This is a genomic window from Sporofaciens sp. JLR.KK001 (genome assembly GCF_036941055.1).
Taxonomy (GTDB): Bacteria; Bacillota; Clostridia; order Lachnospirales; family Lachnospiraceae; genus Sporofaciens.
Genome location: NZ_JAYMNO010000001.1, coordinates 2,430,998 through 2,452,892 on the forward strand (window position 1 = coordinate 2,430,998; position 21,895 = coordinate 2,452,892).

Here is a 21,895-nt window from a genome sequence, read left to right on the forward strand (position 1 = left end):
CGCACTTTGATTTCATTTCGCTGATATAAGCTGATACCATCAAAAAAACAGTTGAATGAAAGGAGAGTTGTTATGTTTTTAGGTATGGAATGGTATTGGTGGCTGGTTATCGTGATCGTATTCGCGGTTATGCTTCCGCTGAAGATCAAATTCATGAAATGGTGGGGCAGACGCGGACAGGAGAAGAGGAATCATCAGCGCGGGAAATGGGGTGAGGAGGAATGATCGGAGTAAATAATCTGACCTTCTCATACGGCAAAGACAAAGAAGCGCTGCATGGCCTGGATTTTACAGTGGGGGAAGGGGAGATATTCGGATTCCTGGGGCCGAACGGCTCCGGGAAATCAACGACTCAGAAGATACTCACGGGAATCTTAAAAGGCTATGGCGGAAGGGTATCTCTGCTTGGGCAGGATATTGCCGCGGCGGATACACAGGAGTTATTGAAGCAGATCGGGGTCTTGTTCGAGTTCCCGTATCTGTACACGAACTTAAGCGCCGTAGACAACCTGAGATATTTTGCTTCCTTCTATCCGCAGGAGCGGGTGCGGGACGTGATGGAATTATTGGATAAGCTGGAGTTCAAGAAGGATTATCTGAAGAAGCCGGTCTCTTCTTACTCCAAGGGAATGCGCCAGAGGGTCAGTATGGCGCGCGCCTTATTGAACAGCCCGAAGCTTCTGTTCCTGGACGAGCCGACCAGCGGTCTTGACCCGTCAGGCGCGGTCCTGTTCCGCAAGATCATCGAGGAAGAACGGGGAAACGGTACGACGGTGTTCCTGACGACGCATAACATGGTGGATGCGGATCTGCTATGCGACAGGGTTGCATTTATCTTAAACGGCAATATCGCTGCCCTTGATACGCCGCAGAATTTAAAAGAGCAGAACCGAACGGCGCAAAAAGAGCCGACCCTGGAGGAGGTATTTATCCGGTATACAGGAAGGGGGCTTGAAGAGTGAGAGGCAGTTTTGTTGCACTTCTTAAAAAGGACTTCCGGCTCTGCGTATCCGGCGGGTTTTTCCTGCTGGCGATGGGGTCGCTGATCTTGTATTCCTGTTATATTAATCTGGTCTATGCGAAGCTTGACCAGGAGATGTTCCCCGTCTACCGGTATGACCCCGGGAAGGCAGGTGGAGAGCGGATCGCAGGCGTTACGGATGTCGGCAGTCTTAACGAACTGGAGGAGGCCTGTTCGGATGGTTATTCTGTAGGGCTTCATATCAACGGTGATTCGGTTCCCGGCGGGAAGACGGAGATCATGATGGTGTCCTGCGGCATAGAAAGGCTCGACCATATCCGGGAGGCATACGCAAGATCCCTGCTCTTTCAGGAGGATAAGACGGATGCGCTGGGACAGGCGGAGATTATCGGAGTGAATACCAGAGAGATGAAGAACCGAAGGGATATGACTGCAGAAGTCTTATTCTTTGAATTGGTTGCGGTAGGGTTCCTGGGGGTGGCTTCGATGCTTTTTAAAGAGAAGCAGATGGGGGTGATCCGTGTCCATGCAATCCTTCCGGTATCCCGGATCCAGTTTATCTTATCAAAATTAACACTGATCCTATCGTCGGATCTTCTGTTTGCCGCGGTTTTAACGGTGATCAATCTGGGTATGCCGGAGGGGTTAAAAGCGCTGCCGGGCGTTCTTTTGCAGGCAGGGATATTATCTCTTGTGATGGCGTTGGTTGGTTTCCTGTGTGCAGAGCTGCTGCCTGACTTTAAGCAGTTTTCTCTCATCTATCTGGTGATTGCGGTATTTATCACCACACCGGTCTTTCTTTCGGTGCAGGCGGGCGTAGAGATGGGATGGATGCGGTTTCATCCGATGTACCATCTCTTTACGGCGATGAAAAATGCGTATTTTCAGGTGCTTTCAGCAGGAGGCCTTTACTATGGGGCTTGTGCCGCGGCGATAATTCTGCTGTTTTTGGCTGCTGGATGGGGGCTTGGCCGAGAGATGAAAAAGGAGGGGTGATGCAGGATGAATTGGACCGGATTAAAATATCAGCTTAAGGCGCTGCGGCGTGATAAATTGTGTATTCTTACTTTTTTGCTGCCGATCTTTGCCGGGATCGCCGTTAATCTGATGGGAGATATGGACTTCTCTTCGGCGGCGGAGCCTTCCTTCGGAATCGTCCGGGGCGGCCTGACAGAAGAGATGGAGGACTGGCTTCAGACCAATGGGACCGTGCAGATATATGGCAGCAGGGAAGAACTGGAAGAGGCGGTGAAGGAGCCTTCCACGCAGACGATAGGTGTGCTGTCTGACGGTGAAGGAATGAGGACGGTACGATCAGGAGATGAGTTTCACATGTATGCAGTCATTGCAGACAGGCTGCCGGCGCTGTATGAACAGAGGGACTGGACCTCACAGTATGACTTGAAGGTACTTCCGGCGGGAGGCGGGAATGATGTCATGAAATCGCTGCTGATCGTGATCATCATGGCTGCGGCCATGTTCATGGGATGCACCTTCAATGCTATGAATATCTTAAGTGAGAAGGAGGACGGGATCAAGTATATCAATGAGATCCTTCCTATGACCAGAGGTCAGTACGTGAAGCAGAAGATCGCGATCGGGTTCGTCGGAGGGGTATTTTCCACTGTGATCACGGCGCTGATCTGTATGAGGGTTACGGCCGCACAGGTCTTGCCGCTCCTTCTTCTGGTTGTTCTGTCTGCGTTTACCGCGGCTTTGGCGGGCTTGTTCATTGCGCGGTTTGCCGGCGGTTTGATGGTGGGGATCGTGTATATTAAGATTATAATGATTCTGTTCCTGGCGCCGCCGATTCTGTTCTACATGCTGGTCTCGCCGGACAGTATATGGTACGGGTTAAGCTATCTGTTCCCGTCCAGTGCAACCTTCTATGGACTGATGGGGCTGATGGAAGGCCAGACGGATGTGGTCAGGGAGGCGGCAGTGCTGGCGGGACACGGGGGAGTGTGGCTGGCGGTATATATATTGATGGGGAAAATCAAGTCAGGCAATTGAAAAGGGAGGTTGATAGCATATCGCTTTAGCGATATAATGTTAGAAGAGGATAAATGTTACATAGAAAAATTTTTGGGGAGAACCGGGATGATAGAGTGTCTGATTAAGAAAGGTGAAGTGAGTATTATGATCTGTATTATTCTTTGAACAGCAAATTAAACGATATTGTCACAGCCGGAGAAAATTACTTGCCCTCATAAGACCGTTGCTACCAGGGCAGGACTTGGGTGGATCGGCAAGAATTGTTTGTTGGTAACTTCGCAGTATGGCCCTGCAGTACGGATTTCATCTCTGCTGACCAATGCTCCATTAGAATGCAATAAAGCGATTGATGTTTCCCGCTGCGGGGAGTGCAGAGTTTGCGTGGAGCATTGTCCTGCGCGGGCGCTGAAAGGAACTCTGTGGAATACAGGTGTTCAGAGAGAAGATATTGTAAATGTAGAGGAATGCTATAAAAAGCAGAATGAAATCATGTATGAACATACCGGTATTGAGAAGGATCTGTGTGGGAAATGTTTTGCTATGTGTGTGTATGCTCAGAAACATTGTACACAATAGATTGGAGTACTACTATTTTTGCGATTTAAGGAGGTCATTATGAAAAACTCCGAAATTATAAAAGAGATTGAGGAGAAATATATTATTAGAACTAATGAAATCGTAACGCTTTATCATGGTTCGAAATCGGGAATACGCGGAACTATTGTCCCTAAAAGCAGGGAACGTTGCGATTTTGGAAAAGGGTTTTATATGGGAACTGACCAGACTCAGCCGCTTACTTTAATTTGTAATTATCCTAATGCAAAAATATATACGTTAAGTGTTGATCTATCAGATCTCAAAATTCTTGATATAGAAGTGGGTTTAGATTGGGCATTATTAGTTGCATATAATCGCGGAAAAATGGAATCCGTGAAACATTCGTCTATTTATAATCGTTTTGCTAATTTAAGCATTGGCTGCGACATGATTATTGGTTATATTGCTAATGATAGAATGTTCGTAGTTCTGGATCGTTTTTTCAATGGGGAAATTACTGATATGGCACTTATTAAAAGTCTTTCGGCGTTGAAGCTCGGTAAGCAATATGTAGCTTTGACAGAAAAAGCCTGCAAAAAAATAAAAATCCTTAATGAGCACGATCTTACCGGAGATGATCGGGATAAACAAAAACAAGAAAGTATAGATAACCGTTCTAAGGGTATTGCACTGGCAGATGAAATTTGCCGGAAATATCGACGTGAAGGTCGGTTTTTTGATGAAATATTAAAGGCAGGTGAATAAAATGGAAAAACTTACCCTTGAAAAACGTCAACTTTGCGATATACAAGGAAGACTATTTGAACTTGCTCTAAAAGATAGATTAGATTGTCCATTATTTATCGAATCTTTCATGAACAGTAAAACCGCAGCCGCACTTGATGATGTCTATGATCGTTTACAATGGGCGGGCGAGGAATACATTCTTGAGGAACTGAATGATGAAATGAACGGACTCAAAAAAGCCGGCACGGTTTTTTCCTCGGAAGCAATGTATTGGATAGGGTATACCTACCGCTACTGGCATTACTACACGGGTGAGTATAGTCATGAAATATATAAAACAGCAGATGCTAAAATGATGAGCGAATGCTGGCTTGGTTTCCATACTCTTGATGTTGAAATGGCCATTGATGATTTGAAAGAGATTTATGAACTGAAATCTCATGAAAGGAATGCTTTGTGATCTGTGTAGTCCGGAAAAAGACGAATATTAATTTTTAGATAAAGGATATGACGATATGGAGAAGAGACAGGAAAAAGCGGTGAGTGAATTACAAGAGAGGTTCGAGTTCCGGAATATTCATTCCGATGAGGGTGAGCAGGCTGCAAAGATTGAAAGGCTCTGTTTTCCGCCTAACGAGGCATGCTCCAGGGATATGATGCTTAAGCGTGTTGCTAAGGCACCGGATTTGTTCCTGGTAGCAGTCGATAGGAACACGGGTAGAATAGCCGGATTCTTAAATGGACTTGCTACGAAGGAGGATTCGTTCAGGGATGAATTTTTTACAGATGCCGAGTTACATGATCCGTCAGGGGAGAATATTATGCTGTTGGGACTGGACGTGCTTCCAGAGTATCGGATGCAGGGATTGGCGCGGGAGATTATGGATTGCTACCTTAAGAGGGAACGCAAGAAAGGCAGGCGTATGGTTTTGCTGACGTGTCTTGATTCCAAGGTGGAGATGTATCAGAAGATGGGATTTGAGGATATGGGGATTGCGGATTCTACGTGGGGCGGCAGTCAGTGGCATGAGATGAGGTGTGTGCTCAGGGGGCAGGGATTATAGTTTATATAGCCGATGAGCAGAGTTCGTGGTCATGAAGCTTGAGAATCAGACAAACCGCAAATTAAAGGAGGTGTTTGATATGTATGCTCCGATAGAGGAAGGATTCATACACACGGTAATACCTGTCAAGGAGGTATGTCCGTATGGGGAACCGATCGCCAGGTCTCAGGCCCGAAGGATATTATATCGCTTGGAAGAGTTTCGGAAGGTAGAACTGGACTTTGGCGGGGTTGATTTTATGGGACAGGGATTCGCAGATGAGGTGTTCCGGGTATTTCAGAATAAGCATCCGGATATTGAGTTGATTCCGGTGAATGCGAATGAGTCGGTACTTGGTATGGTTCATCATGTGACTGCGGGAATGAGGTGATGTGCGGTGGATGCGAATGAATATATATGCCAGGATTTTGAGAAAGATAGAATCATTGAGGATTATTCTTTCGAAGTATTTTGGAAGGATGATATTACTGCGAGTGTAAATGTACACGGGGATAAGGTTAGGGTTACGCGGTATGTAAGACATCCTCTCAAACAGCTTTTTGCAGAAGATGTAATGACGAGATATCAGTTGAACCGTATTCTGGAGATGCGCTGCTGGGATAGAAGAAGAGAAGATATTGATGAGATCTTGGTGCATCTGGGACTTAAGGAGTATAATCCCTATGAGATTGTTAGGAAGACACATGGAGTGTCGTGGAATGATTATATTTGGTTCCGATTTCCAGGCGAGAAGCTGACTAGTAGGGACGTGTTGGTGAGGGATTAGGAATGTTTCGGGAGACAATTGAAAATGAGTATATTGTGATACAAGAGGGGACGAGTGAAGGAACTCAGATGAAATACCGAAAAGGAGATTATTGGTATAAGAAAGACTGCCGTGGTAAGGAAGGACTTGTGGAATATTTGGTTTCTGAGATGCTTAAATATTCGACTTTGGATTTAGCAGAATATGTAGTATATGAGTATGGATACATTAATGAAGCAAGAGGGTGCCGCAGTAAGAATTTTTTAGAGGCAGGAGAAGAACTGATAACTTTTTACCGTCTGTATTATAATGAATTCGGAAAAGATTTATCTCAGATATTGGCACTTATGGAGACAATGGAGGAACGGATAGAATATGTTATAAAATTTGTCTGGCAGAGTTGTGGATTAGATATAACAGAATATTTAAAAAAAGTATTTACGTTGGATATGCTTATTCTTAACGAAGACCGGCATTTGAATAATCTGGCAGTTGTACTTCGGGGGAATCGGTTTGTATCGGCACCAATATTCGATAATGGAATGTCCTTGTTGACGGCGAATCAGAGTGTTAATTGGCATTTCCCTGCAGAAGAGAATGTAAAAAGGGTAGTTGCAAGACCATTTTGCGGATCACATGAGAAGATGTTTCACTATTTTGGACAGGGTTTTTGTGTGGATTTTGCTGCGGTACAGCAATGGATTGAAGAGGAAGAAGATACAAATGAAAAAAAGGTCTTGAAGTATCAACTGCAGAGATATTCTTTTTTGGCAACGGAATCAATATAAGATTCTTCTGGTCAGGGAGAGGAACGGCACGTGGTCGTTGCAGGGCGGATGGGTAGACGTCAATGTATCGGTTGGGGAGAATACAGTCAAGGAAGTCGCGGAGCACTGGGTTATATTATTTGATTAAGGTGACGGAGTTATGAGAATTGTGAATCTGATAGAGAATACACCGGGAGTTCCGGGATGCAGCTATGAGCATGGTCTGAGTTTCTACATAGAGACAAAGAAGCACAGACTTCTGGCAGACAGCGGTGCAACGGATCAATTTCTGCACAATGCAGGGGTACTTGGTATTGATCTAAGCACAGTTGATACCATGATCTTAAGCCATGGACATTACGACCATGCAGGCGGGATCCGGGCGTTTTCAGGGATGAATCCGGATGCAAAGATATATCTGAGGGCTTCTGCAGGCGGGGAGTATTATCATCTGAAGGCGGATGGGGAGAAATATATCGGCATTGAAAAGGAGATTCTGAAGCTTGGGCAGTGTGTGTTTGTACAGGGAGATCTGGAGATTGATGATGAATTGTTCCTGTATACGGACGTGCCGGGAACGAGATATCCTGCGAGGGGGAACCGGCTGCTCAAGCGGAGGGAAGCGGGAGAATTCGTTCAGGATACTTTTGACCATGAACAGTGCCTTGTGATCTCACAGGATGGGAAGAGGATCTTACTGTCGGGGTGTGCACATACTGGAATATTGAATATACTGGATCGGTATAAGGAGATATTTCATTCGGAACCGGATATGGTGATCAGCGGGTTTCATCTGATGAAAGAGGGAGAGTATACTCAGGATGAGATCTTGAATATCCGGAATATTGCCCGTGAGCTGGCAGAGATGGACACAGTGTTCTATACCGGGCATTGTACGGGAGAAGAAGCCTGCGGTATCATGGAGGAGATCATGGGTGAGAAGCTTAGGGTACTGCACAGCGGTATGACAATTCTGTAATGGACTTGCGCGGATTTTCTGATTGACAAATCCTGCATTTTCGCATATGATATACCATACATGGGAAAGACAAGGAACGGAAAGAGTAACAGGCGGGGAGACCAACAGAGAGAAGCTGTCATCGGCTGAAAGCAGCTTCGGGGAGAATGTCTGTGAAGTGCATCCGGGAGTTGATTCGGTGAAAATTGGGATTCGTAGCCGGATACGGGTTTACACACGTTACGTGTATTAAGGTGGAGGACGGCCGTATTATGGATCAGTCTTCTATAAGAGTGGAACCGCGGAGTGATGCTTCGTCTCTTGATGTTTTAGAAAGAGACGGGGTTTTTTTATACCATAAATTGTTTTATGTATCTGAGAAAGAGCAGTATTATAATGTCGAATAAGGAGTGGTCCTATATGGGAATATTATCTTATATCAAGCAGGAGATCCGGGTAGTCCGGGAGCGTGACCCGGCGATCAAGTCGAATATGGAGGTCCTCTTATACCCAAGCTTCAAGGTGATCCTGCATTATCGTGTGGCGCATAAGCTGTATCGTAAGAAGCATTATTTCCTTGCCAGATGGGTGTCGCAGCGGGCGGCCAGGAAGACGGGGATAGAGATCCATCCCGGAGCAAAGATAGGGAAGGGGCTGTTCATCGACCACGGAAGCGGCGTGATCATCGGTGAGACTGCAGAGATTGGCGATAATGTGACTCTGTATCAGGGGGTGACTCTGGGAGGTACCGGCAAGGAGAAGGGCAAGCGGCATCCGACCCTTGGCGATAACGTTATGGTGAGTGCGGGGGCGAAGGTCTTAGGTTCCTTTAAGATAGGGGAGAATTCTAAGATCGGCGCCGGAAGCGTGGTGCTCAAGGAGGTGCCGCCGAACTGTACGGTGGTCGGAGTGCCGGGGCGGGTCGTGAAGATGGGAGATCAGAAGATCCCGCGGATGGATCTGGATCAGGTACATTTGCCCGACCCTATCAGTAACGATATCCGGGAGCTTCAGGCAGACAATATCCGTCTGCACAGACGGATCCGGGAGATGGAGAAGCGTATGCGCTGTATGAGATCGCAGGAGATCAAGATACTTGATACAGAGACTAAGGGCACAGATAATCCTGATTCGCGCGGTTTATAATAGAAAAGAGAAAAAGGAGAAGAAACAAGTCATGAAACTGTATAACACATTATCTAAGAGAAAAGAAGAATTTACCCCGTTGGAGGAAGGTAAGGTCAGGATGTATGTATGCGGACCTACCGTGTATAATTTCATCCATATCGGGAATGCAAGGCCGATGATCGTATTCGATACGGTGAGAAGGTATTTCGAGTACAAGGGCTATGACGTGAATTATGTGTCGAATTTTACGGATGTGGATGACAAGATCATCAAGAAGGCCATTGAGGAAGGAGTTACCTCAGACGAGATCTCCAAGCGGTATATCGCGGAGTGCAAGAAAGATATGGAAGGGATGAATGTGAAGCCTGCCACCACGCATCCCCTTGCCACGGAGGAGATCAGCGGGATGATCGAGATGATTAGCGCCCTGATCGAGAAGGGCTATGCCTATGAGAAGAACGGCACAGTGTATTTCCGTACCCGCAAGTTCTCGGATTATGGGAAATTGTCTCACAAGAACTTAGATGACCTGCGTTCCGGCGAGCGTTCTCTTCTGGTGACAGGGGAGGATGAGAAGGAGGATCCGCTGGACTTCGTATTGTGGAAGCCGAAGAAGGAGGGAGAGCCGTCCTGGGAGTCTCCGTGGAGCGACGGACGTCCGGGCTGGCATATCGAGTGTTCCGAGATGTCGAAAAAGTATCTGGGTGAGCAGATCGATATCCATGCCGGCGGCGAGGATCTGGTGTTCCCGCATCATGAGAATGAGATCGCCCAGAGCGAGGCGTCAAACGGCAAGGAATTTGCAAAATACTGGATGCACAATGCATTTCTGAATATTGATAACCGCAAGATGAGCAAGTCTCTCGGCAACTTCCGTACTGTTCGTGAGATCAGCGAGCAGTTTGATCTGCAGGTGCTCCGTTTCTTCATGCTGAGCGCACATTACAGAAGCCCGCTGAATTTCAGCGCGGATCTGATGGAGGCATCTAAGAGCGGGTTAGAGCGTATCGTCAATGCAGCGGACCACCTTAGATTTTTGATGGGAAATGCAAAGGCGGAGAAGATGAGTGATGAAGAAGCGGCTGCATATGCGAAGACGGAAGAGTATGTGAAGGCGTTCGAGACTGCCATGGAGGATGATTTTAATACGGCGGATGCCGTTGCGGCTGTATTTGACTTGGTAAAATACAGCAATACCACGTCAAATGAAGGCAGTTCTAAGGAATACCTTGAGAAGTTACTGGCTCTTCTTACGAAGCTTACGGATGTCCTTGGACTGACGGTAGAGCGCAAGGAGGAGATGCTGGATGCCGAGATCGAGAAACTGATCGAAGAGCGTCAGGCGGCGCGTAAGGCGAAGGATTTCGCCAGGGCGGACGCGATCCGTGATGAATTGCTTGAGAAGGGGATCGTTCTCAAGGACACGAGAGAAGGGGTGCAATGGAAGAGAGCGTAAGCATGGAGGAGATATTCGAGATGCGGAAGGTGAATATCAAGGAGTATTCGCCTCTTACTCTGGCGTATATCGGAGATGCCGTCTATGACCTGATCATCCGTACACTGGTGGTGAATAAAGGGAATCAGCAGGTGCAGAAGCTCCATAAGGAGACGATCACCATGGTACAGGCTTCTGCCCAGGCACGTATGATCACTGCTCTGAACGACCAATTGTCAGAAGAAGAGCATGCGGTGTACAAGCGGGGAAGGAACGCAAAGAGCGCGTCTCCGGCCAAGAACCAGTCGATTTCCGATTATCATAAGGCGACCGGATTCGAAGCATTATTGGGATATCTGTATCTGAAAAATGATTGGAAGAGGATGATGGAACTGATCAAGACGGGGCTGGAAGCGTTATAAGCTGCAGTTTCGGTCGATGTTTGTCAGAGAAAATGGAGAGAAACAGAATGCAGGATAAAGAGCGGGAAAGAAATGAAAATCTCATAGAAGGGCGGAATGCGGTGTTAGAGGCATTCCGCGCCGGAAAAACGATTGATAAATTGCTGGTGCTGGACGGATGTCAGGATGGACCTGTCAGGAGTATTGTGCGGGAAGCAAAGAAGCAGGATACCCTGATACAATTTGTGGCGAAGGAGCGTTTGTCACAGATTTCCGAGACAGGAAAGCATCAGGGGGTGATCGCCTATGCGGCGGCGTATGCCTATGCCGAGGTGGAGGATATGCTCCAGGCCGCCGGCGCTAAGGGGGAGGATCCGTTCCTGATCCTTCTGGATAATATCGAAGATCCGCATAATCTGGGAGCGATCATCCGTACTGCCAATCTGGCGGGCGCCCACGGTGTGATCATCCCCAAGAGACGGGCGGCAGGGCTTACGGCGACGGTGGCGAAGGCATCCGCCGGAGCGATTAACTATACGCCGGTGGCGAAGGTGACGAACCTTACCAAGACCATGGAAGAACTTAAGAAGAAGGGAATGTGGTTCGTGTGCGCCGATATGGACGGAGAGCAGATGTACCGCCTGAATCTGACCGGGCCGATGGGATTGGTCATTGGCAGTGAAGGCGAAGGCGTGAGCCGTCTGGTGAAGGAGAACTGTGACTTTATAGCCGGTATACCGATGAGGGGAGACATAGACTCCCTGAATGCGTCGGTGGCGGCGGGAGTGCTGGCATATGAGATCGTGAGACAGAGATTGTCGAAATGAGCAGGCAGGAGCAATATATGGCGGATTATGAGCAGATGACGGACGAGCAGTTGATCGGGAAGCTGCGTCAGGGTGATAAGAATATCATTGATTACATCATGGAAAAATATAAGAATCTGGTGCGCAAAGAGGCCAATGCCATGTATCTGCTTGGAGGGGAGAATGACGACCTGATCCAGGAGGGTATGATCGGCCTTTTTAAGGCAGTCCAGGATTATGATGTGCGGCAGGAGACGTCCTTTTACAGTTTTGCGAGACTCTGCATTACAAGGCAGATGTATTCAGCCATCGAGGCGTCCAAAAGGAAGAAGCACAGTCCGTTGAATTTCTATATATCGCTCTATGAGACGAGTGAAGAGCAGGAGCCGCTTATGGAGACGATGGCGGCAGGGCATGAGAGCAATCCGGAGGAACTGCTGGTCAGCCGGGAATATGCAGAATTGCTGGAGATCAAGCTTGGGGAGAGCCTGAGCGATCTGGAGAACAGGGTTCTCTATCTGCATCTTCTGGGGACGGATTATAAGACGATCGCCCGTCTGCTGGATAAGAGCCCGAAGACGGTCGATAATGCACTGCAGCGCATTAAAGGGAAGACGGAGAAGATATTGAAGGCGGAGAAGTAAGAAGTTGGATCAATTTGGCTTGATGCGGGGATGTTTTATGACAGATGTCAAAAAACATCCCCGTTTTCGTTAAGAACAGTTTTTTGCCTTACTGGATTTGAAACAATTTGATGATAATGTATAAAATAATTGACAGAATAATAAATAATGTTTACTATTATATATTATTGGGAGGTAAGATGGATGGGAAAAAGAACGGCAGTTATATTGCCAAAAACGCAGGATATCCTTGAACAGATGGGTGAACAGATTAAATTGGCCAGACTCCGTAGAAAATTATCCACAGAATTGGTTGCAGAACGTGCAGGAATCAGCCGGGCAACATTATGGTCAATCGAGAAAGGTTCCCCTACTGTGGCAATCGGAATGTATGCGGCAGTATTGCATGCGTTAAATAATATGGATCAAGATCTGCTGTTGATTGCAAAGGATGATGAATTGGGGAGAAAATTGCAGGATTTAGAATTAATAACCAGGAAACGTGCGCCAAAGGAAAGAAGAAGGTCGTAATGGAAGAAAAAGTAATCTATGTATATGAGAATTGGAGTACTGACGTACCAGCGCTACTTGGTAGATTATATGTCTCACATATTAGAGGAAAAGAACAGTTCTCATTCGAGTATGATACTCAATGGTTAACCGCTGAGACATCTAAATTTTTTCTTGATCCAGATCTGGATTTATATAGCGGGAGACATTTTGTGCCTATGGATAAAAGAATGTTTGGTATCTTTGCTGATTCTTGCCCAGATAGATGGGGGAGACTTTTGATGAGAAGAAGGGAAGCTGTACTGGCGAAAAGGGAAGAGCGAAAACCGAGAAAGCTAGGAGAAAGCGACTATTTGTTAGGCGTGTACGACAAAGCTCGTATGGGAGCATTAAGGTTTAAAACCGAAAGAAATGGCTTGTATTTGTCAGATGATCAGGAATTAGCAACACCTCCGTGGACAACTTTGCGAACATTGGAATCTGCCTGCTGGGGATTTGAACATGATGAGAGCGGTACGGAAACAAAGTGGCTGAGGCAGATTCTGGCACCAGGATCCTCTCTGGGCGGTGCCAGACCAAAAGCGACTGTACAGGATGAGAAAGGGAATCTTTGGATTGCAAAATTTCCGTCAAAGTACGATGAATATAATTCGGGAGCATGGGAAAAGGTAGTACATGATCTGGCAAAATTGTGTGAATTGGATGTACCGGAATCAAGGCTAGAAACCTTTTCAAAAAACGGTTCTACTTTTTTGGTGAAAAGATTCGATAGAGATGGTGAAAGGAGAATTCATTTTTCATCAGCGATGACTTTGCTTGGGAAAAATCAAGTCTAGTGGAGCGGAGCCAGAGAAAGATTTAAAGGAGTTATGGAGAAGAATTGTATTTGGTATGTCAGTATCGAATACGGATGATCATTTAAGAAACCACGGATTCATTTTAACAGAAAAAGGGTGGAAATTATCACCCATTTATGATGTGAATCCGGTTCCATACGGAGAGTCATTATCACTGAATGTAGATTTGGATGATAATAGAATTTCTATAGATCTTGTAAGAAGTGTGGCACAATATTTTGGCATAAATACAGAAGAGGCAGAAAAAGAAAGTAGGAAGATAATGGAGATAGTGAGTAAAAATTGGGAACGGATTGCAGAAAAAAATAGATTATCACGAAACGCCTGTAGATACATGGAGACCGCATTCGAAATGGCAATCAAGGGTTGCTGCAAAAAATGAGTTTATGCTGTTGTATAATTTGACTTGATGCGGGGAGGTATTATGACAAGTGTCATAATACCTCCCCGTTTTCGATAAGAATGGTCTTTTTCCCTGCTGGGTCCGTACCGATCAATGTAAGGCTGTCACCCAATGTATGAAATAGCTTATGTGTGCATAGGTGACAGGCATTAAGTTTCTGTTCTGATATCTCCAAGATGATCTGGTCCGCCATATCAGGGGCAGTATTTGAGTAAGAGATAAAACCGCTTTCTGCCATGACAGCGTCCGTGCGGACGGGAAAGCAGCCTTTCAGGCTGCCGGGATAAATGTGAAGCTGCAGGCGGCGCGCATTTATATCTGATTTGGTTAAGTCCTTCCATGTGGATCCGGGAAGACAATGGATGAGGTAAGGGAAGAGATCAAGAAAAGAAGTTCTGGGAATCAGGAATAATTACTGCCGTGCGGTCAGATATCTGTTATACTTATGGAAGAAAGGGGAAGGAGTAGAAAGAATTATGGAACAGAAGCAATTTACATTTCCCGGGATGGAATATAGAAGACCGGATTTTGAGAAGATCAGCGGACAGGCAGAGGAGCTTACAGACCGGGTGAAGACAGCCAGGTCCTATGAAGCGGTGAAAGCTTGTCTTATGGAGATGGAAGAGATCACGAAGCACATGGAGACGGCGATTACTATCGTATCGATCAGGCATACCATAGATACGAGGGATGAGTTCTATGAGAAGGAAGATGCGTTCCTGAGGGCGAAGATGCCGGAAGTGACGCCGGGGCTTCTTGCGCTTAAGGAGTCATTCATGAATTCGGCGTTTCGGGCAGAGCTTGAAGAGGAATACGGCAGTCAGATGTTTGTGTCCATGGAGCTTGAGAAGAAGACATTTTGCGAAGAGAATATTCCGTTGATGCAGAAAGAAGCTCTTCTTACCAGTGAGTATGAGAAGATCATGGCGGCGGCGGAGATTCCCTTTGAGGGAGAAACAAGGAATCTGTATGGGATTCAGAAGTTCTTTGAGCATGAGGACAGAGAAGTGCGTTCGGCTGCTTACAGGGAATATGCTGCATTCTATCACAGCCATGAGGAACGTCTGGAAGAGATCTGGGATGAGCTGATCAAGATCCGCACGCAGATGGCGAAGAATCTGGGATACGAGAACTTTATCCCGGTAGGCTACATGCAGCAGGGGCGAACAGATTACGGACAGGAGGAAGTGGCATATTTCCGCAGGCAGGTGCGGGAATATGCGGTGCCTTTGTGTGCGAAGCTGTATGAGATGCAGCGGAATCGTCTGGGAGTGGATACCCTGATGGCATATGATGAGAAGCGTGTCTTCCCTGACGGCAATGCGGTTCCGGCGGGGGATGAGGACTTCATGATATCCCAGGCGCAGAAGATGTATCATGATATCAGTCCGGAGACAGGGGAGTTCGTGGATTTCATGATCGGGCATGAGTTGCTGGATCTTAAGAACAAGCCGGGAAAGGCATCTACCGGATATATGACGATTCTGCCGGATTATCTGGCTCCTTTTGTGTTCGCGTGTCTGAATCATACGACCTTTGACGCACAGGTTCTGACACATGAGATGGGCCATGCGTTTGCAGGATATATGGCGATGCGGGAACAGCCGTTTTCTGCTTATTATTTTTCTGCCACTGATATCTCTGAGATCCACTCCATGAGTATGGAACAGTTTGCATATAAATATGCGGAGATGTTCTTTGGGGAGCAGGCGGATAAGTATCGGTTCGCACATCTGCAGGATGCGCTGATGCTGGTACCTTTTGGGACGGCGGTAGACGAATTCCAGCATATCTGTTATGGGAATCCGGAGCTCACGCCAAGAGAGAGGACATTGGAGTGGAAGAAGCTTGAGGAAATATACATGCCGTGGCGCAAGTATGATGCCGATGATTTCTTTGACCGGGGCGGATTCTGGTATCATAAGCTGCATATATTCTTGTATCCGTTCTATTATATTAACTATATCCTCACGACGGTGGGGGCGATGGAGTTCGCAGCGAAGAATGCCAAAGACCATGAGAAGGCATGGGAGGATTATCTGAAATTGTGTAAATGCGGCGGCAGTATGAGCTATCTGGAAACATTGAAGTATGCGGGCCTGTCGGTTCCTTTCGAGGATGGAAGTGTGAGACGGGCGGTGGAATATATAGAAGGAGTATTGCTTCCGGGAGAGAAACGTTAACTTTTGTCATAAAAAATGGAAAAAGTTATTGACAAGACTGGCCAAGTTATTGTATAGTATCAATGTTGCATATCGTATGTGCGCTGCCTTGGCTCAGTCGGTAGAGCGTCGCCTTGGTAAGGCGGAGGTCGGCGGTTCGATTCCGCTAGGCAGCTTATAAGGGACTATCAGATAGGAGATAGCCCCTTTTTTTGAACCTTGAAATGTTAGTACAGCAATGCTGTACTAGTCCTTTGTGGACGAGAAACAGGAACGTGAAGGCGTTTTATGTCAGAGAGGAGGAACTGTATGAAGGCATACAGCAGCAAGCTGCCGAAGGATTATCCGATAGCCATTAAACCAATGGGAGAGATCGCAGGATACCCGGTTCGGCCGGGAATGTTCGATATCAATGGGGTGACAGTGCTTCCAAGAGGGGTGAATTTCACAATTCACACACATTATGGGAATTATTGTGAGCTTCTCCTGTTTCACAGAGGAGAGGCGGAGCCGTATGCAGTGCTTCCGTTTCCGGATGAGTACAAGATTGGGGATGTGTACTCGATGATCGTATTCGGTCTGGATATCCATGAATTCGAGTATGCATACCGGATCGACGGGCCTTATCAGCCGGAGAAGGGGTTGCTGTTCAAGCGGGAGAATGTGATCCTGGATCCTTACGCGAGGGCGATCGCGGGATGGCGCGGATGGGGCGACCGGAAGGTGGGCGCTTACCATGCGAGAGTGGTAGAGGATAAGTTCGACTGGGGAGATATGCCGCAGTCCAACAGGGAGATGTGCGACCTGGTCATCTACGAACTGCATGTCAGGGGATTTACCAGGCATCCGTCCTCAGGCGTGGAGCACCGGGGGACATTTGCAGGGTTGATGGAGAAGATACCGTATTTGAAAGAGCTGGGGGTCAATGCGGTGGAACTGATGCCGATCTTTGAATTCGACGAGATGCGGGATGTGCGTGAGGTGGACGGACAGAGGCTTCTGGATTACTGGGGTTATAATCCGGTCGGGTTCTTCGCGCCCAACACCAGTTATGCGGCGACGGAGGAATACAATCACGAAGGAAGAGAGTTGAAAGAGCTGATCAAAGCGCTTCATGACAATGGGATCGAGGTGATCCTGGATGTGGTCTTCAACCATACGGCGGAAGGCAATGAGAACGGACCGTCATTCTGTTTTAAGGGCTTGGATAACAAGGTATACTATATGCTGACGCCGGACGGCAATTATTATAATTTCAGCGGATGCGGGAATACGCTGAACTGCAATCATCCCATTGTGAAACTGTTGATCCTGGAATGCTTAAGATACTGGACGGTCAGCTACCGGGTGGATGGATTCCGGTTCGATCTTGCGAGCATCCTGGGGAGAAATGAGGACGGTTCGCCGATGAACAATCCGCCCCTTCTTCGAAGCCTCTCTTATGATCCGGTATTAAGCAATGTCAAACTGATTGCCGAGGCGTGGGATGCGGGCGGTATGTACCAGGTGGGCAGCTTCCCGGCAAGCAGGCGTTGGGCGGAATGGAACGGAAGATACAGAGATTCGGTCAGAGGGTTTCTGAAAGGGGAGAATTGGGAAGCCTGGAATGCGGCGTGGAGCATAGCCGGTTCAGGAGATATCTACGGCAAAGAATTTTCCGATGATTCGAAGAGTTATGCAGGATATAATTCCTGTGTGAATTTCCTGACCTGTCATGACGGATTTACCTTGTATGACCTATATTCCTACAATGTAAAGCATAATGAGAAGAATGGATGGAACAACAAAGACGGGTCGGATGACAACAGGAGTTGGAACTGCGGTGCGGAGGGAGAGACAGACAAACCGGAGGTGCTTAAGCTTCGTTACCGTATGATCCGCAATGCATGTGCCGTGCTTATGTGCAGCAGGGGGACGCCCATGTTTTTTGCCGGGGATGAATTCGGGAATACGCAGTATGGCAACAATAACTGTTATTGTCAGGACAATGAGGTGTCCTGGCTTGATTGGGGATATCTTGAGAAGAACCGGGAATTGTTCGAATTCTTCAGATTCATGATTGATTATCGAAAGAAACATCCGATCATCCGCCGGAAACTACCGGATGCAGTCTGCGGAATGGGACCGATCCATGCTCATAGTGCTTTGGCAGATGTGTTGAACGTGCCCAGAGATGCACGGACTTTTTCTATCGGTTTTGCGGGATATGACAAGGAAAAAGGGAAGGACGATTTAGTGTATGTATCCGTGAATACCCACTGGGAGGATGTGAAGATTACACTGCCGCATCTTGAGAATATGGCTGCATGGCATCTAAGCGTCAACACGTATGGAGATTGGGAAGGCCGGTACTGCTATGAAGAAGGCAGCGAGGTGCGCATTGACGGTGAATTTGTCATGCGTCCCCGGTCTGTGGCTGTATTTACCGGACGGGCATTTTGAGGATAAAGCGCCCGGAAGCTTAAAACTGCCTTGTTTCACGGTATTATTTGTGATAAAATGGCACTGGTTAATATATTTAGGAAAGGAGAGGCTGCCTGACAGATTCGTTTGCCGACAGGAGTGATGCGGGCAGCAGGAGTATAATGGGAGAAGAGATTGTTTCTAAGAATTTTATAGAACAGGAGATAGATAAGGATCTTGCAGAAGGAGTATATTCTGAGGTGTGTACCAGGTTCCCGCCAGAGCCCAACGGGTATCTTCATATCGGACACGCCAAGTCGATCCTTCTGAATTCCGGGCTGGCGAAGAAATATAACGGAACCTTCCATCTGAGGTTCGACGACACCAATCCGACCAAGGAGGATATGGAATTTGTAGAGTCGATCAAGGAGGATGTGAAGTGGCTTGGCGCCGACTGGAAGGAACACCTGTATTTTGCATCGGATTATTTTGAAGTGATGTATGAGTGTGCGGTCAAATTGATCAAGAAGGGGAAGGCGTTCGTCTGTGACCTGACTGCCGACGAGATCCGTGAATACCGGGGCACGCTTAAGGAACCAGGGAAGAACAGTCCGTACCGCGACCGTCCTGTGGAGGAGAATCTTCGGCTCTTTGAAGAGATGAAGGACGGGAAATACAAGGACGGAGAGAAGGTATTGCGCGCCAAGATCGATATGGCATCTCCGAACATCAACATGCGTGATCCGGTGATTTACCGTGTGGCGCATATGGCGCACCACAATACGGGAGACAGATGGTGCGTTTACCCGATGTATGATTTCGCACATCCGATTGAGGATGCGGTGGAGAAGATCACTCATTCCATCTGTACCTTGGAATTCGAGGATCACAGACCGCTCTACGACTGGGTGGTGAAGGAATGTGAATTCGACCCGGCGCCGCGTCAGATCGAGTTCGCCAAGCTGTATCTGACCAATGTGGTGACTGGAAAGAGATATATCAAGAAGCTGGTAACGGACGGTATCGTGGACGGATGGGACGACCCAAGGCTTGTCTCTATCGCAGCGCTCAGAAGAAGAGGCTTCACGCCGGAGTCTCTGCAGATGTTTATCGAGATGTGCGGGGTATCGAAGAGCCAGAGTTCCGTGGATTATGCCATGCTTGAGTATTGCATCAGAGAGGATCTGAAGTTAAAGCGTCCCCGCATGATGGCGGTCTTAGACCCGATCAGGCTGGTGATCGACAATTATCCGGAAGGCGCGACAGAGTATCTGGAGGTGGAGAATAATCTGGAGAATCCGGAGCTTGGAATGCGTAAGATTCCGTTTGGCCGGGAATTGTACATTGAGCGGGAGGATTTCATGATCGAGCCGCCGAAGAAGTATTTCCGTCTGTTCCCGGGCAACGAAGTGCGCCTGATGCACGCTTACTTCGTCAAATGTGTAAGCTATGAGACGGATGAGAACGGCAATGTGACGGTGGTACATGCAACCTATGACCCGGAGACGAAGTGCGGGACAGGCTTCACCGGACGGAAGGTCAAGGGAACGATCCATTGGGTGGCGGCGCCTTACGCGAAGCAGGCAGAGGTGCGGCTGTATGAGAATCTGGTGGACGAGGAGAAGGGCGTCTATAATAAGGAAGACGGGTCCCTGAACCTGAATCCGAATTCTCTGACCGTCCGTAAGGATTGCTACGTGGAGGACAGCTTTGCGGATGCGAAGGGTCATGACAGCTTCCAGTTTGTGCGGAATGGGTATTTCTGCATTGATTCTAAGGATTCTGTGCCGGAGGCGCTGGTATTCAACCGAATCGTGTCGCTTAAGAGTTCTTTCAAGCTGCCGAAGTAGAAGTTTGATGTGGCTGCCGCAGATCAGATATGTTCCATTTCATTCTGCGGCAGCCTTTTTCGTGGAGGAGAATTGCGGTGAATGAGTTGACGATGAGTCTTAAGAGCCGTTCCAGGCTGCCTCTCTATGAACAGATTTACAGCTATATTAAGACGGATATCCAACAAGGACGGATCGCTTATGGTGAGAAGTTGCCGTCCACACGGGCATTGTCGAAGCATCTGGAAGTCAGCAGGAGTACGGTGGAGCTTGCCTATGAGCAGCTTCTGTCGGAAGGTTACATTGAGTCGGAGCCGTATAAGGGGTTCTTCGTAGCGCAGACGGAGGAATTGTACCATCTGGTGAGGGAGCGCAAGCAGGCTTCTGCCGTTAAGCGGGAAGAGAAGAAGTACCGGTATGATTTCTCACCCAATGGAGTCGATCTTCGAAGCTTCCCCTACAATGCCTGGAGGAAGCTGTCCAAAGACATCCTGGTCGATGACAGGACAGAGCTGTTCCGTTCCGGTGATTCCAAGGGCGAGTATGGATTCCGTAATGCGATCTGCAGCTATCTCCATCAGGCCAGGGGGGTGAACTGTTCCCCGGAGCAGATAATTGTCGGTGCAGGGAGCGATTATATCCTGATGCTCCTGAGTATGGTATTAGGGCGGGAGCACCGGATCGCATTCGAGAATCCGGCGTATAAGCAGGCGTATCGCATGGCAAATGCGCTGGATTACGAGACGGTGCCGGTGTCCCTTGACAGGAATGGAATGAAGGTGTCGGAGTTGGAGGAGACGGGGGCGGATATTGCATACGTGACCCCGTCTCACCAGTATCCCACCGGGATCGTGATGCCCATCAACCGGAGAATGGAGCTGCTTCGGTGGGCGGCGAAGGAGGAAGGGCGGTATATCGTGGAGGATGATTATGACAGCGAGTACCGCTATAAAGGGAAGCCGATTCCCGCGCTTAAGGGGTATGATGCCCATGAGAAGGTGATCTATCTGGGTACATTTTCCAAATCGATCGCCCCGGCGATCCGCTTAAGCTATATAGTGCTGCCGGGACCGCTTCTGGAGGAATACGAGAGAAGGAATGATTTCGTACACTCTACCGTCTCCAAGGTGGACCAGATGATCGTGCAGAGGTTTATCGAAGAGGGGTATTATGAACGGCATCTCAACAAGACGAGAGCGCTGTATAAGAGCCGGCACGATGTGCTGATCGAAGGGCTTAAGAGTATGTCGGACATCCTGACCATATCCGGGGAGCACGCGGGAGTCCATCTGCTGCTGACATTTCGCAATGGGATGACGGAGGAAGAGCTGATCCAAAGAGCTAAGGCGGAGGATATCCGGGTGTATGGGATGTCGGATTACTGGATCGGGAAGAGAGAGGAAACGGAAGCGACCATTCTGCTTGGTTATGCGAATCTTACAGAGGAGCAGATCAGGGAAGCGGCGGAGATATTGAATCGATGTTTTCGTTGAGTTTGCCCCTAAAAAGTACCGTTTGCCACAAAAAACAGATTCTATGCAGT

Annotated in this window: 25 protein-coding genes, 1 tRNA gene and 1 other annotated feature; of the genes, 25 read left to right on the forward strand and 1 reads right to left on the reverse strand. The window is 47.8% G+C overall.

The window, feature by feature from the left end; translation table 11 throughout:
- Window positions 1–72 precede the first annotated feature (72 nt).
- The 20 genes from VSQ62_RS12660 (at window position 73) to VSQ62_RS12760 (ending at window position 13,937) form a co-directional block, all read left to right on the forward strand.
- Entirely contained in the window at window positions 73–225 is a 153-nt protein-coding gene (locus VSQ62_RS12660) for a hypothetical protein (protein WP_334635249.1), read from the forward strand.
- The gene (locus VSQ62_RS12665) at window positions 222–962 is read left to right on the forward strand and encodes an ABC transporter ATP-binding protein (RefSeq protein ID WP_334635250.1); all 741 of its coding nucleotides are present in this window, start codon (window positions 222–224) and stop codon (window positions 960–962) included. Before VSQ62_RS12660 ends, VSQ62_RS12665 begins: the two co-directional genes overlap by 4 nt.
- Window positions 959–1,978, forward strand: coding sequence for an ABC transporter permease (locus VSQ62_RS12670; RefSeq protein WP_334635251.1), 1,020 nt, complete (start codon window positions 959–961; stop codon window positions 1,976–1,978). The genes VSQ62_RS12665 and VSQ62_RS12670 overlap by 4 nt, the downstream gene beginning before the upstream one ends.
- A gap of 6 nt (window positions 1,979–1,984) precedes the next feature.
- Window positions 1,985–2,995, forward strand: coding sequence for an ABC transporter permease (locus VSQ62_RS12675; RefSeq protein WP_334635252.1), 1,011 nt, complete (start codon window positions 1,985–1,987; stop codon window positions 2,993–2,995).
- Between the two features lie 165 nt (window positions 2,996–3,160).
- Complete coding sequence (locus VSQ62_RS12680; protein ID WP_334635253.1) at window positions 3,161–3,553, forward strand: 4Fe-4S binding protein; 393 nt, start codon at window positions 3,161–3,163, stop codon at window positions 3,551–3,553.
- Between the two features lie 39 nt (window positions 3,554–3,592).
- The gene (locus tag VSQ62_RS12685) at window positions 3,593–4,279 is read left to right on the forward strand and encodes a DUF3990 domain-containing protein (protein WP_334635254.1); all 687 of its coding nucleotides are present in this window, start codon (window positions 3,593–3,595) and stop codon (window positions 4,277–4,279) included.
- 1 nt (window position 4,280) lies between these two features.
- Window positions 4,281–4,721 (forward strand): hypothetical protein, encoded by a 441-nt coding sequence (locus VSQ62_RS12690; protein ID WP_334635255.1) that lies wholly within the window; start codon window positions 4,281–4,283, stop codon window positions 4,719–4,721.
- A 55-nt stretch (window positions 4,722–4,776) separates the two neighbouring features.
- Window positions 4,777–5,325 (forward strand): GNAT family N-acetyltransferase, encoded by a 549-nt coding sequence (locus VSQ62_RS12695; protein ID WP_334635256.1) that lies wholly within the window; start codon window positions 4,777–4,779, stop codon window positions 5,323–5,325.
- 31 nt (window positions 5,326–5,356) lie between these two features.
- Complete coding sequence (locus tag VSQ62_RS12700) at window positions 5,357–5,695, forward strand: STAS-like domain-containing protein (protein WP_334635257.1); 339 nt, start codon at window positions 5,357–5,359, stop codon at window positions 5,693–5,695.
- Window positions 5,696–5,701: 6 nt separating this feature from the next.
- The gene (locus VSQ62_RS12705; protein WP_334635258.1) at window positions 5,702–6,091 is read left to right on the forward strand and encodes a hypothetical protein; all 390 of its coding nucleotides are present in this window, start codon (window positions 5,702–5,704) and stop codon (window positions 6,089–6,091) included.
- A 2-nt stretch (window positions 6,092–6,093) separates the two neighbouring features.
- A complete protein-coding gene (locus VSQ62_RS12710; protein WP_334635259.1) occupies window positions 6,094–6,858 on the forward strand; it encodes a HipA domain-containing protein in 765 nt (254 codons plus the stop codon).
- Between the two features lie 139 nt (window positions 6,859–6,997).
- Window positions 6,998–7,816, forward strand: a complete 819-nt coding sequence (locus tag VSQ62_RS12720) for an MBL fold metallo-hydrolase (RefSeq protein WP_334635260.1) — start codon at window positions 6,998–7,000, stop codon at window positions 7,814–7,816.
- A 63-nt stretch (window positions 7,817–7,879) separates the two neighbouring features.
- Window positions 7,880–8,120 (forward strand) — a binding site (T-box leader).
- Between the two features lie 95 nt (window positions 8,121–8,215).
- Window positions 8,216–8,941 carry a serine O-acetyltransferase EpsC gene (gene epsC, locus VSQ62_RS12725; protein ID WP_334635261.1) on the forward strand — a complete coding sequence of 242 codons (726 nt, stop codon included), beginning with the start codon at window positions 8,216–8,218 and terminating at the stop codon, window positions 8,939–8,941.
- 31 nt (window positions 8,942–8,972) lie between these two features.
- Window positions 8,973–10,379: a cysteine--tRNA ligase gene (cysS, locus tag VSQ62_RS12730; protein ID WP_334635262.1), complete on the forward strand. Its 1,407-nt coding sequence runs from the start codon at window positions 8,973–8,975 to the stop codon at window positions 10,377–10,379.
- Window positions 10,364–10,780 carry a Mini-ribonuclease 3 gene (locus VSQ62_RS12735; RefSeq protein ID WP_334635263.1) on the forward strand — a complete coding sequence of 139 codons (417 nt, stop codon included), beginning with the start codon at window positions 10,364–10,366 and terminating at the stop codon, window positions 10,778–10,780. Before cysS ends, VSQ62_RS12735 begins: the two co-directional genes overlap by 16 nt.
- 47 nt (window positions 10,781–10,827) lie before the next feature.
- Window positions 10,828–11,586: a 23S rRNA (guanosine(2251)-2'-O)-methyltransferase RlmB gene (gene rlmB / locus VSQ62_RS12740; protein ID WP_502957749.1), complete on the forward strand. Its 759-nt coding sequence runs from the start codon at window positions 10,828–10,830 to the stop codon at window positions 11,584–11,586.
- A 17-nt stretch (window positions 11,587–11,603) separates the two neighbouring features.
- Entirely contained in the window at window positions 11,604–12,209 is a 606-nt protein-coding gene (locus VSQ62_RS12745; RefSeq protein ID WP_334635265.1) for a sigma-70 family RNA polymerase sigma factor, read from the forward strand.
- Between the two features lie 183 nt (window positions 12,210–12,392).
- Window positions 12,393–12,719: a helix-turn-helix domain-containing protein gene (locus VSQ62_RS12750; RefSeq protein ID WP_334635266.1), complete on the forward strand. Its 327-nt coding sequence runs from the start codon at window positions 12,393–12,395 to the stop codon at window positions 12,717–12,719.
- A complete protein-coding gene (locus VSQ62_RS12755; RefSeq protein ID WP_334635267.1) occupies window positions 12,719–13,534 on the forward strand; it encodes a type II toxin-antitoxin system HipA family toxin in 816 nt (271 codons plus the stop codon). Before VSQ62_RS12750 ends, VSQ62_RS12755 begins: the two co-directional genes overlap by 1 nt.
- Entirely contained in the window at window positions 13,515–13,937 is a 423-nt protein-coding gene (locus tag VSQ62_RS12760) for a HipA domain-containing protein (RefSeq protein ID WP_334635268.1), read from the forward strand. Before VSQ62_RS12755 ends, VSQ62_RS12760 begins: the two co-directional genes overlap by 20 nt.
- A gap of 52 nt (window positions 13,938–13,989) precedes the next feature.
- Here VSQ62_RS12760 and VSQ62_RS12765 read toward each other — a convergent pair whose 3' ends face one another.
- A complete protein-coding gene (locus tag VSQ62_RS12765; protein WP_334635269.1) occupies window positions 13,990–14,196 on the reverse strand; it encodes a hypothetical protein in 207 nt (68 codons plus the stop codon).
- A gap of 238 nt (window positions 14,197–14,434) precedes the next feature.
- On the opposite strand from VSQ62_RS12765, the gene VSQ62_RS12770 reads away from it, so the two are divergent.
- The 5 genes from VSQ62_RS12770 to pdxR all read left to right on the forward strand — a co-directional run bounded on the left by VSQ62_RS12770 (window position 14,435) and on the right by pdxR (window position 21,845).
- Window positions 14,435–16,141, forward strand: a complete 1,707-nt coding sequence (locus VSQ62_RS12770; protein WP_334635270.1) for a M3 family oligoendopeptidase — start codon at window positions 14,435–14,437, stop codon at window positions 16,139–16,141.
- A gap of 82 nt (window positions 16,142–16,223) precedes the next feature.
- A tRNA-Thr gene (locus VSQ62_RS12775) sits at window positions 16,224–16,296 on the forward strand.
- A gap of 133 nt (window positions 16,297–16,429) precedes the next feature.
- Window positions 16,430–18,562 (forward strand): glycogen debranching protein, encoded by a 2,133-nt coding sequence (locus VSQ62_RS12780; RefSeq protein WP_334635271.1) that lies wholly within the window; start codon window positions 16,430–16,432, stop codon window positions 18,560–18,562.
- Between the two features lie 143 nt (window positions 18,563–18,705).
- A complete protein-coding gene (locus VSQ62_RS12785) occupies window positions 18,706–20,373 on the forward strand; it encodes a glutamine--tRNA ligase/YqeY domain fusion protein (protein ID WP_334635272.1) in 1,668 nt (555 codons plus the stop codon).
- 77 nt (window positions 20,374–20,450) lie between these two features.
- Entirely contained in the window at window positions 20,451–21,845 is a 1,395-nt protein-coding gene (gene pdxR / locus VSQ62_RS12790) for a MocR-like pyridoxine biosynthesis transcription factor PdxR (RefSeq protein ID WP_334635273.1), read from the forward strand.
- The last annotated feature ends 50 nt before the right edge of the window (window positions 21,846–21,895 follow it).

Coding starts and splice junctions, on each gene's coding strand:
- rlmB (WP_502957749.1), top strand. CDS start 10,828: ATGCAGGATAAAGAGCGGGAAAGAAATGAAAATCTCATAGAAGGGCGG.
- VSQ62_RS12685 (WP_334635254.1), top strand. CDS start 3,593: ATGAAAAACTCCGAAATTATAAAAGAGATTGAGGAGAAATATATTATT.
- cysS (WP_334635262.1), top strand. CDS start 8,973: ATGAAACTGTATAACACATTATCTAAGAGAAAAGAAGAATTTACCCCG.
- VSQ62_RS12675 (WP_334635252.1), top strand. CDS start 1,985: ATGAATTGGACCGGATTAAAATATCAGCTTAAGGCGCTGCGGCGTGAT.
- VSQ62_RS12745 (WP_334635265.1), top strand. CDS start 11,604: ATGGCGGATTATGAGCAGATGACGGACGAGCAGTTGATCGGGAAGCTG.
- VSQ62_RS12755 (WP_334635267.1), top strand. CDS start 12,719: ATGGAAGAAAAAGTAATCTATGTATATGAGAATTGGAGTACTGACGTA.
- VSQ62_RS12710 (WP_334635259.1), top strand. CDS start 6,094: ATGTTTCGGGAGACAATTGAAAATGAGTATATTGTGATACAAGAGGGG.
- VSQ62_RS12700 (WP_334635257.1), top strand. CDS start 5,357: ATGAAGCTTGAGAATCAGACAAACCGCAAATTAAAGGAGGTGTTTGAT.
- VSQ62_RS12660 (WP_334635249.1), top strand. CDS start 73: ATGTTTTTAGGTATGGAATGGTATTGGTGGCTGGTTATCGTGATCGTA.
- VSQ62_RS12765 (WP_334635269.1), bottom strand. CDS start 14,196: ATGGCAGAAAGCGGTTTTATCTCTTACTCAAATACTGCCCCTGATATG.
- VSQ62_RS12785 (WP_334635272.1), top strand. CDS start 18,706: ATGGGAGAAGAGATTGTTTCTAAGAATTTTATAGAACAGGAGATAGAT.
- VSQ62_RS12665 (WP_334635250.1), top strand. CDS start 222: ATGATCGGAGTAAATAATCTGACCTTCTCATACGGCAAAGACAAAGAA.
- VSQ62_RS12720 (WP_334635260.1), top strand. CDS start 6,998: ATGAGAATTGTGAATCTGATAGAGAATACACCGGGAGTTCCGGGATGC.
- VSQ62_RS12770 (WP_334635270.1), top strand. CDS start 14,435: ATGGAACAGAAGCAATTTACATTTCCCGGGATGGAATATAGAAGACCG.
- VSQ62_RS12750 (WP_334635266.1), top strand. CDS start 12,393: ATGGGAAAAAGAACGGCAGTTATATTGCCAAAAACGCAGGATATCCTT.
- VSQ62_RS12695 (WP_334635256.1), top strand. CDS start 4,777: ATGGAGAAGAGACAGGAAAAAGCGGTGAGTGAATTACAAGAGAGGTTC.
- VSQ62_RS12690 (WP_334635255.1), top strand. CDS start 4,281: ATGGAAAAACTTACCCTTGAAAAACGTCAACTTTGCGATATACAAGGA.
- epsC (WP_334635261.1), top strand. CDS start 8,216: ATGGGAATATTATCTTATATCAAGCAGGAGATCCGGGTAGTCCGGGAG.
- VSQ62_RS12780 (WP_334635271.1), top strand. CDS start 16,430: ATGAAGGCATACAGCAGCAAGCTGCCGAAGGATTATCCGATAGCCATT.
- VSQ62_RS12735 (WP_334635263.1), top strand. CDS start 10,364: ATGGAAGAGAGCGTAAGCATGGAGGAGATATTCGAGATGCGGAAGGTG.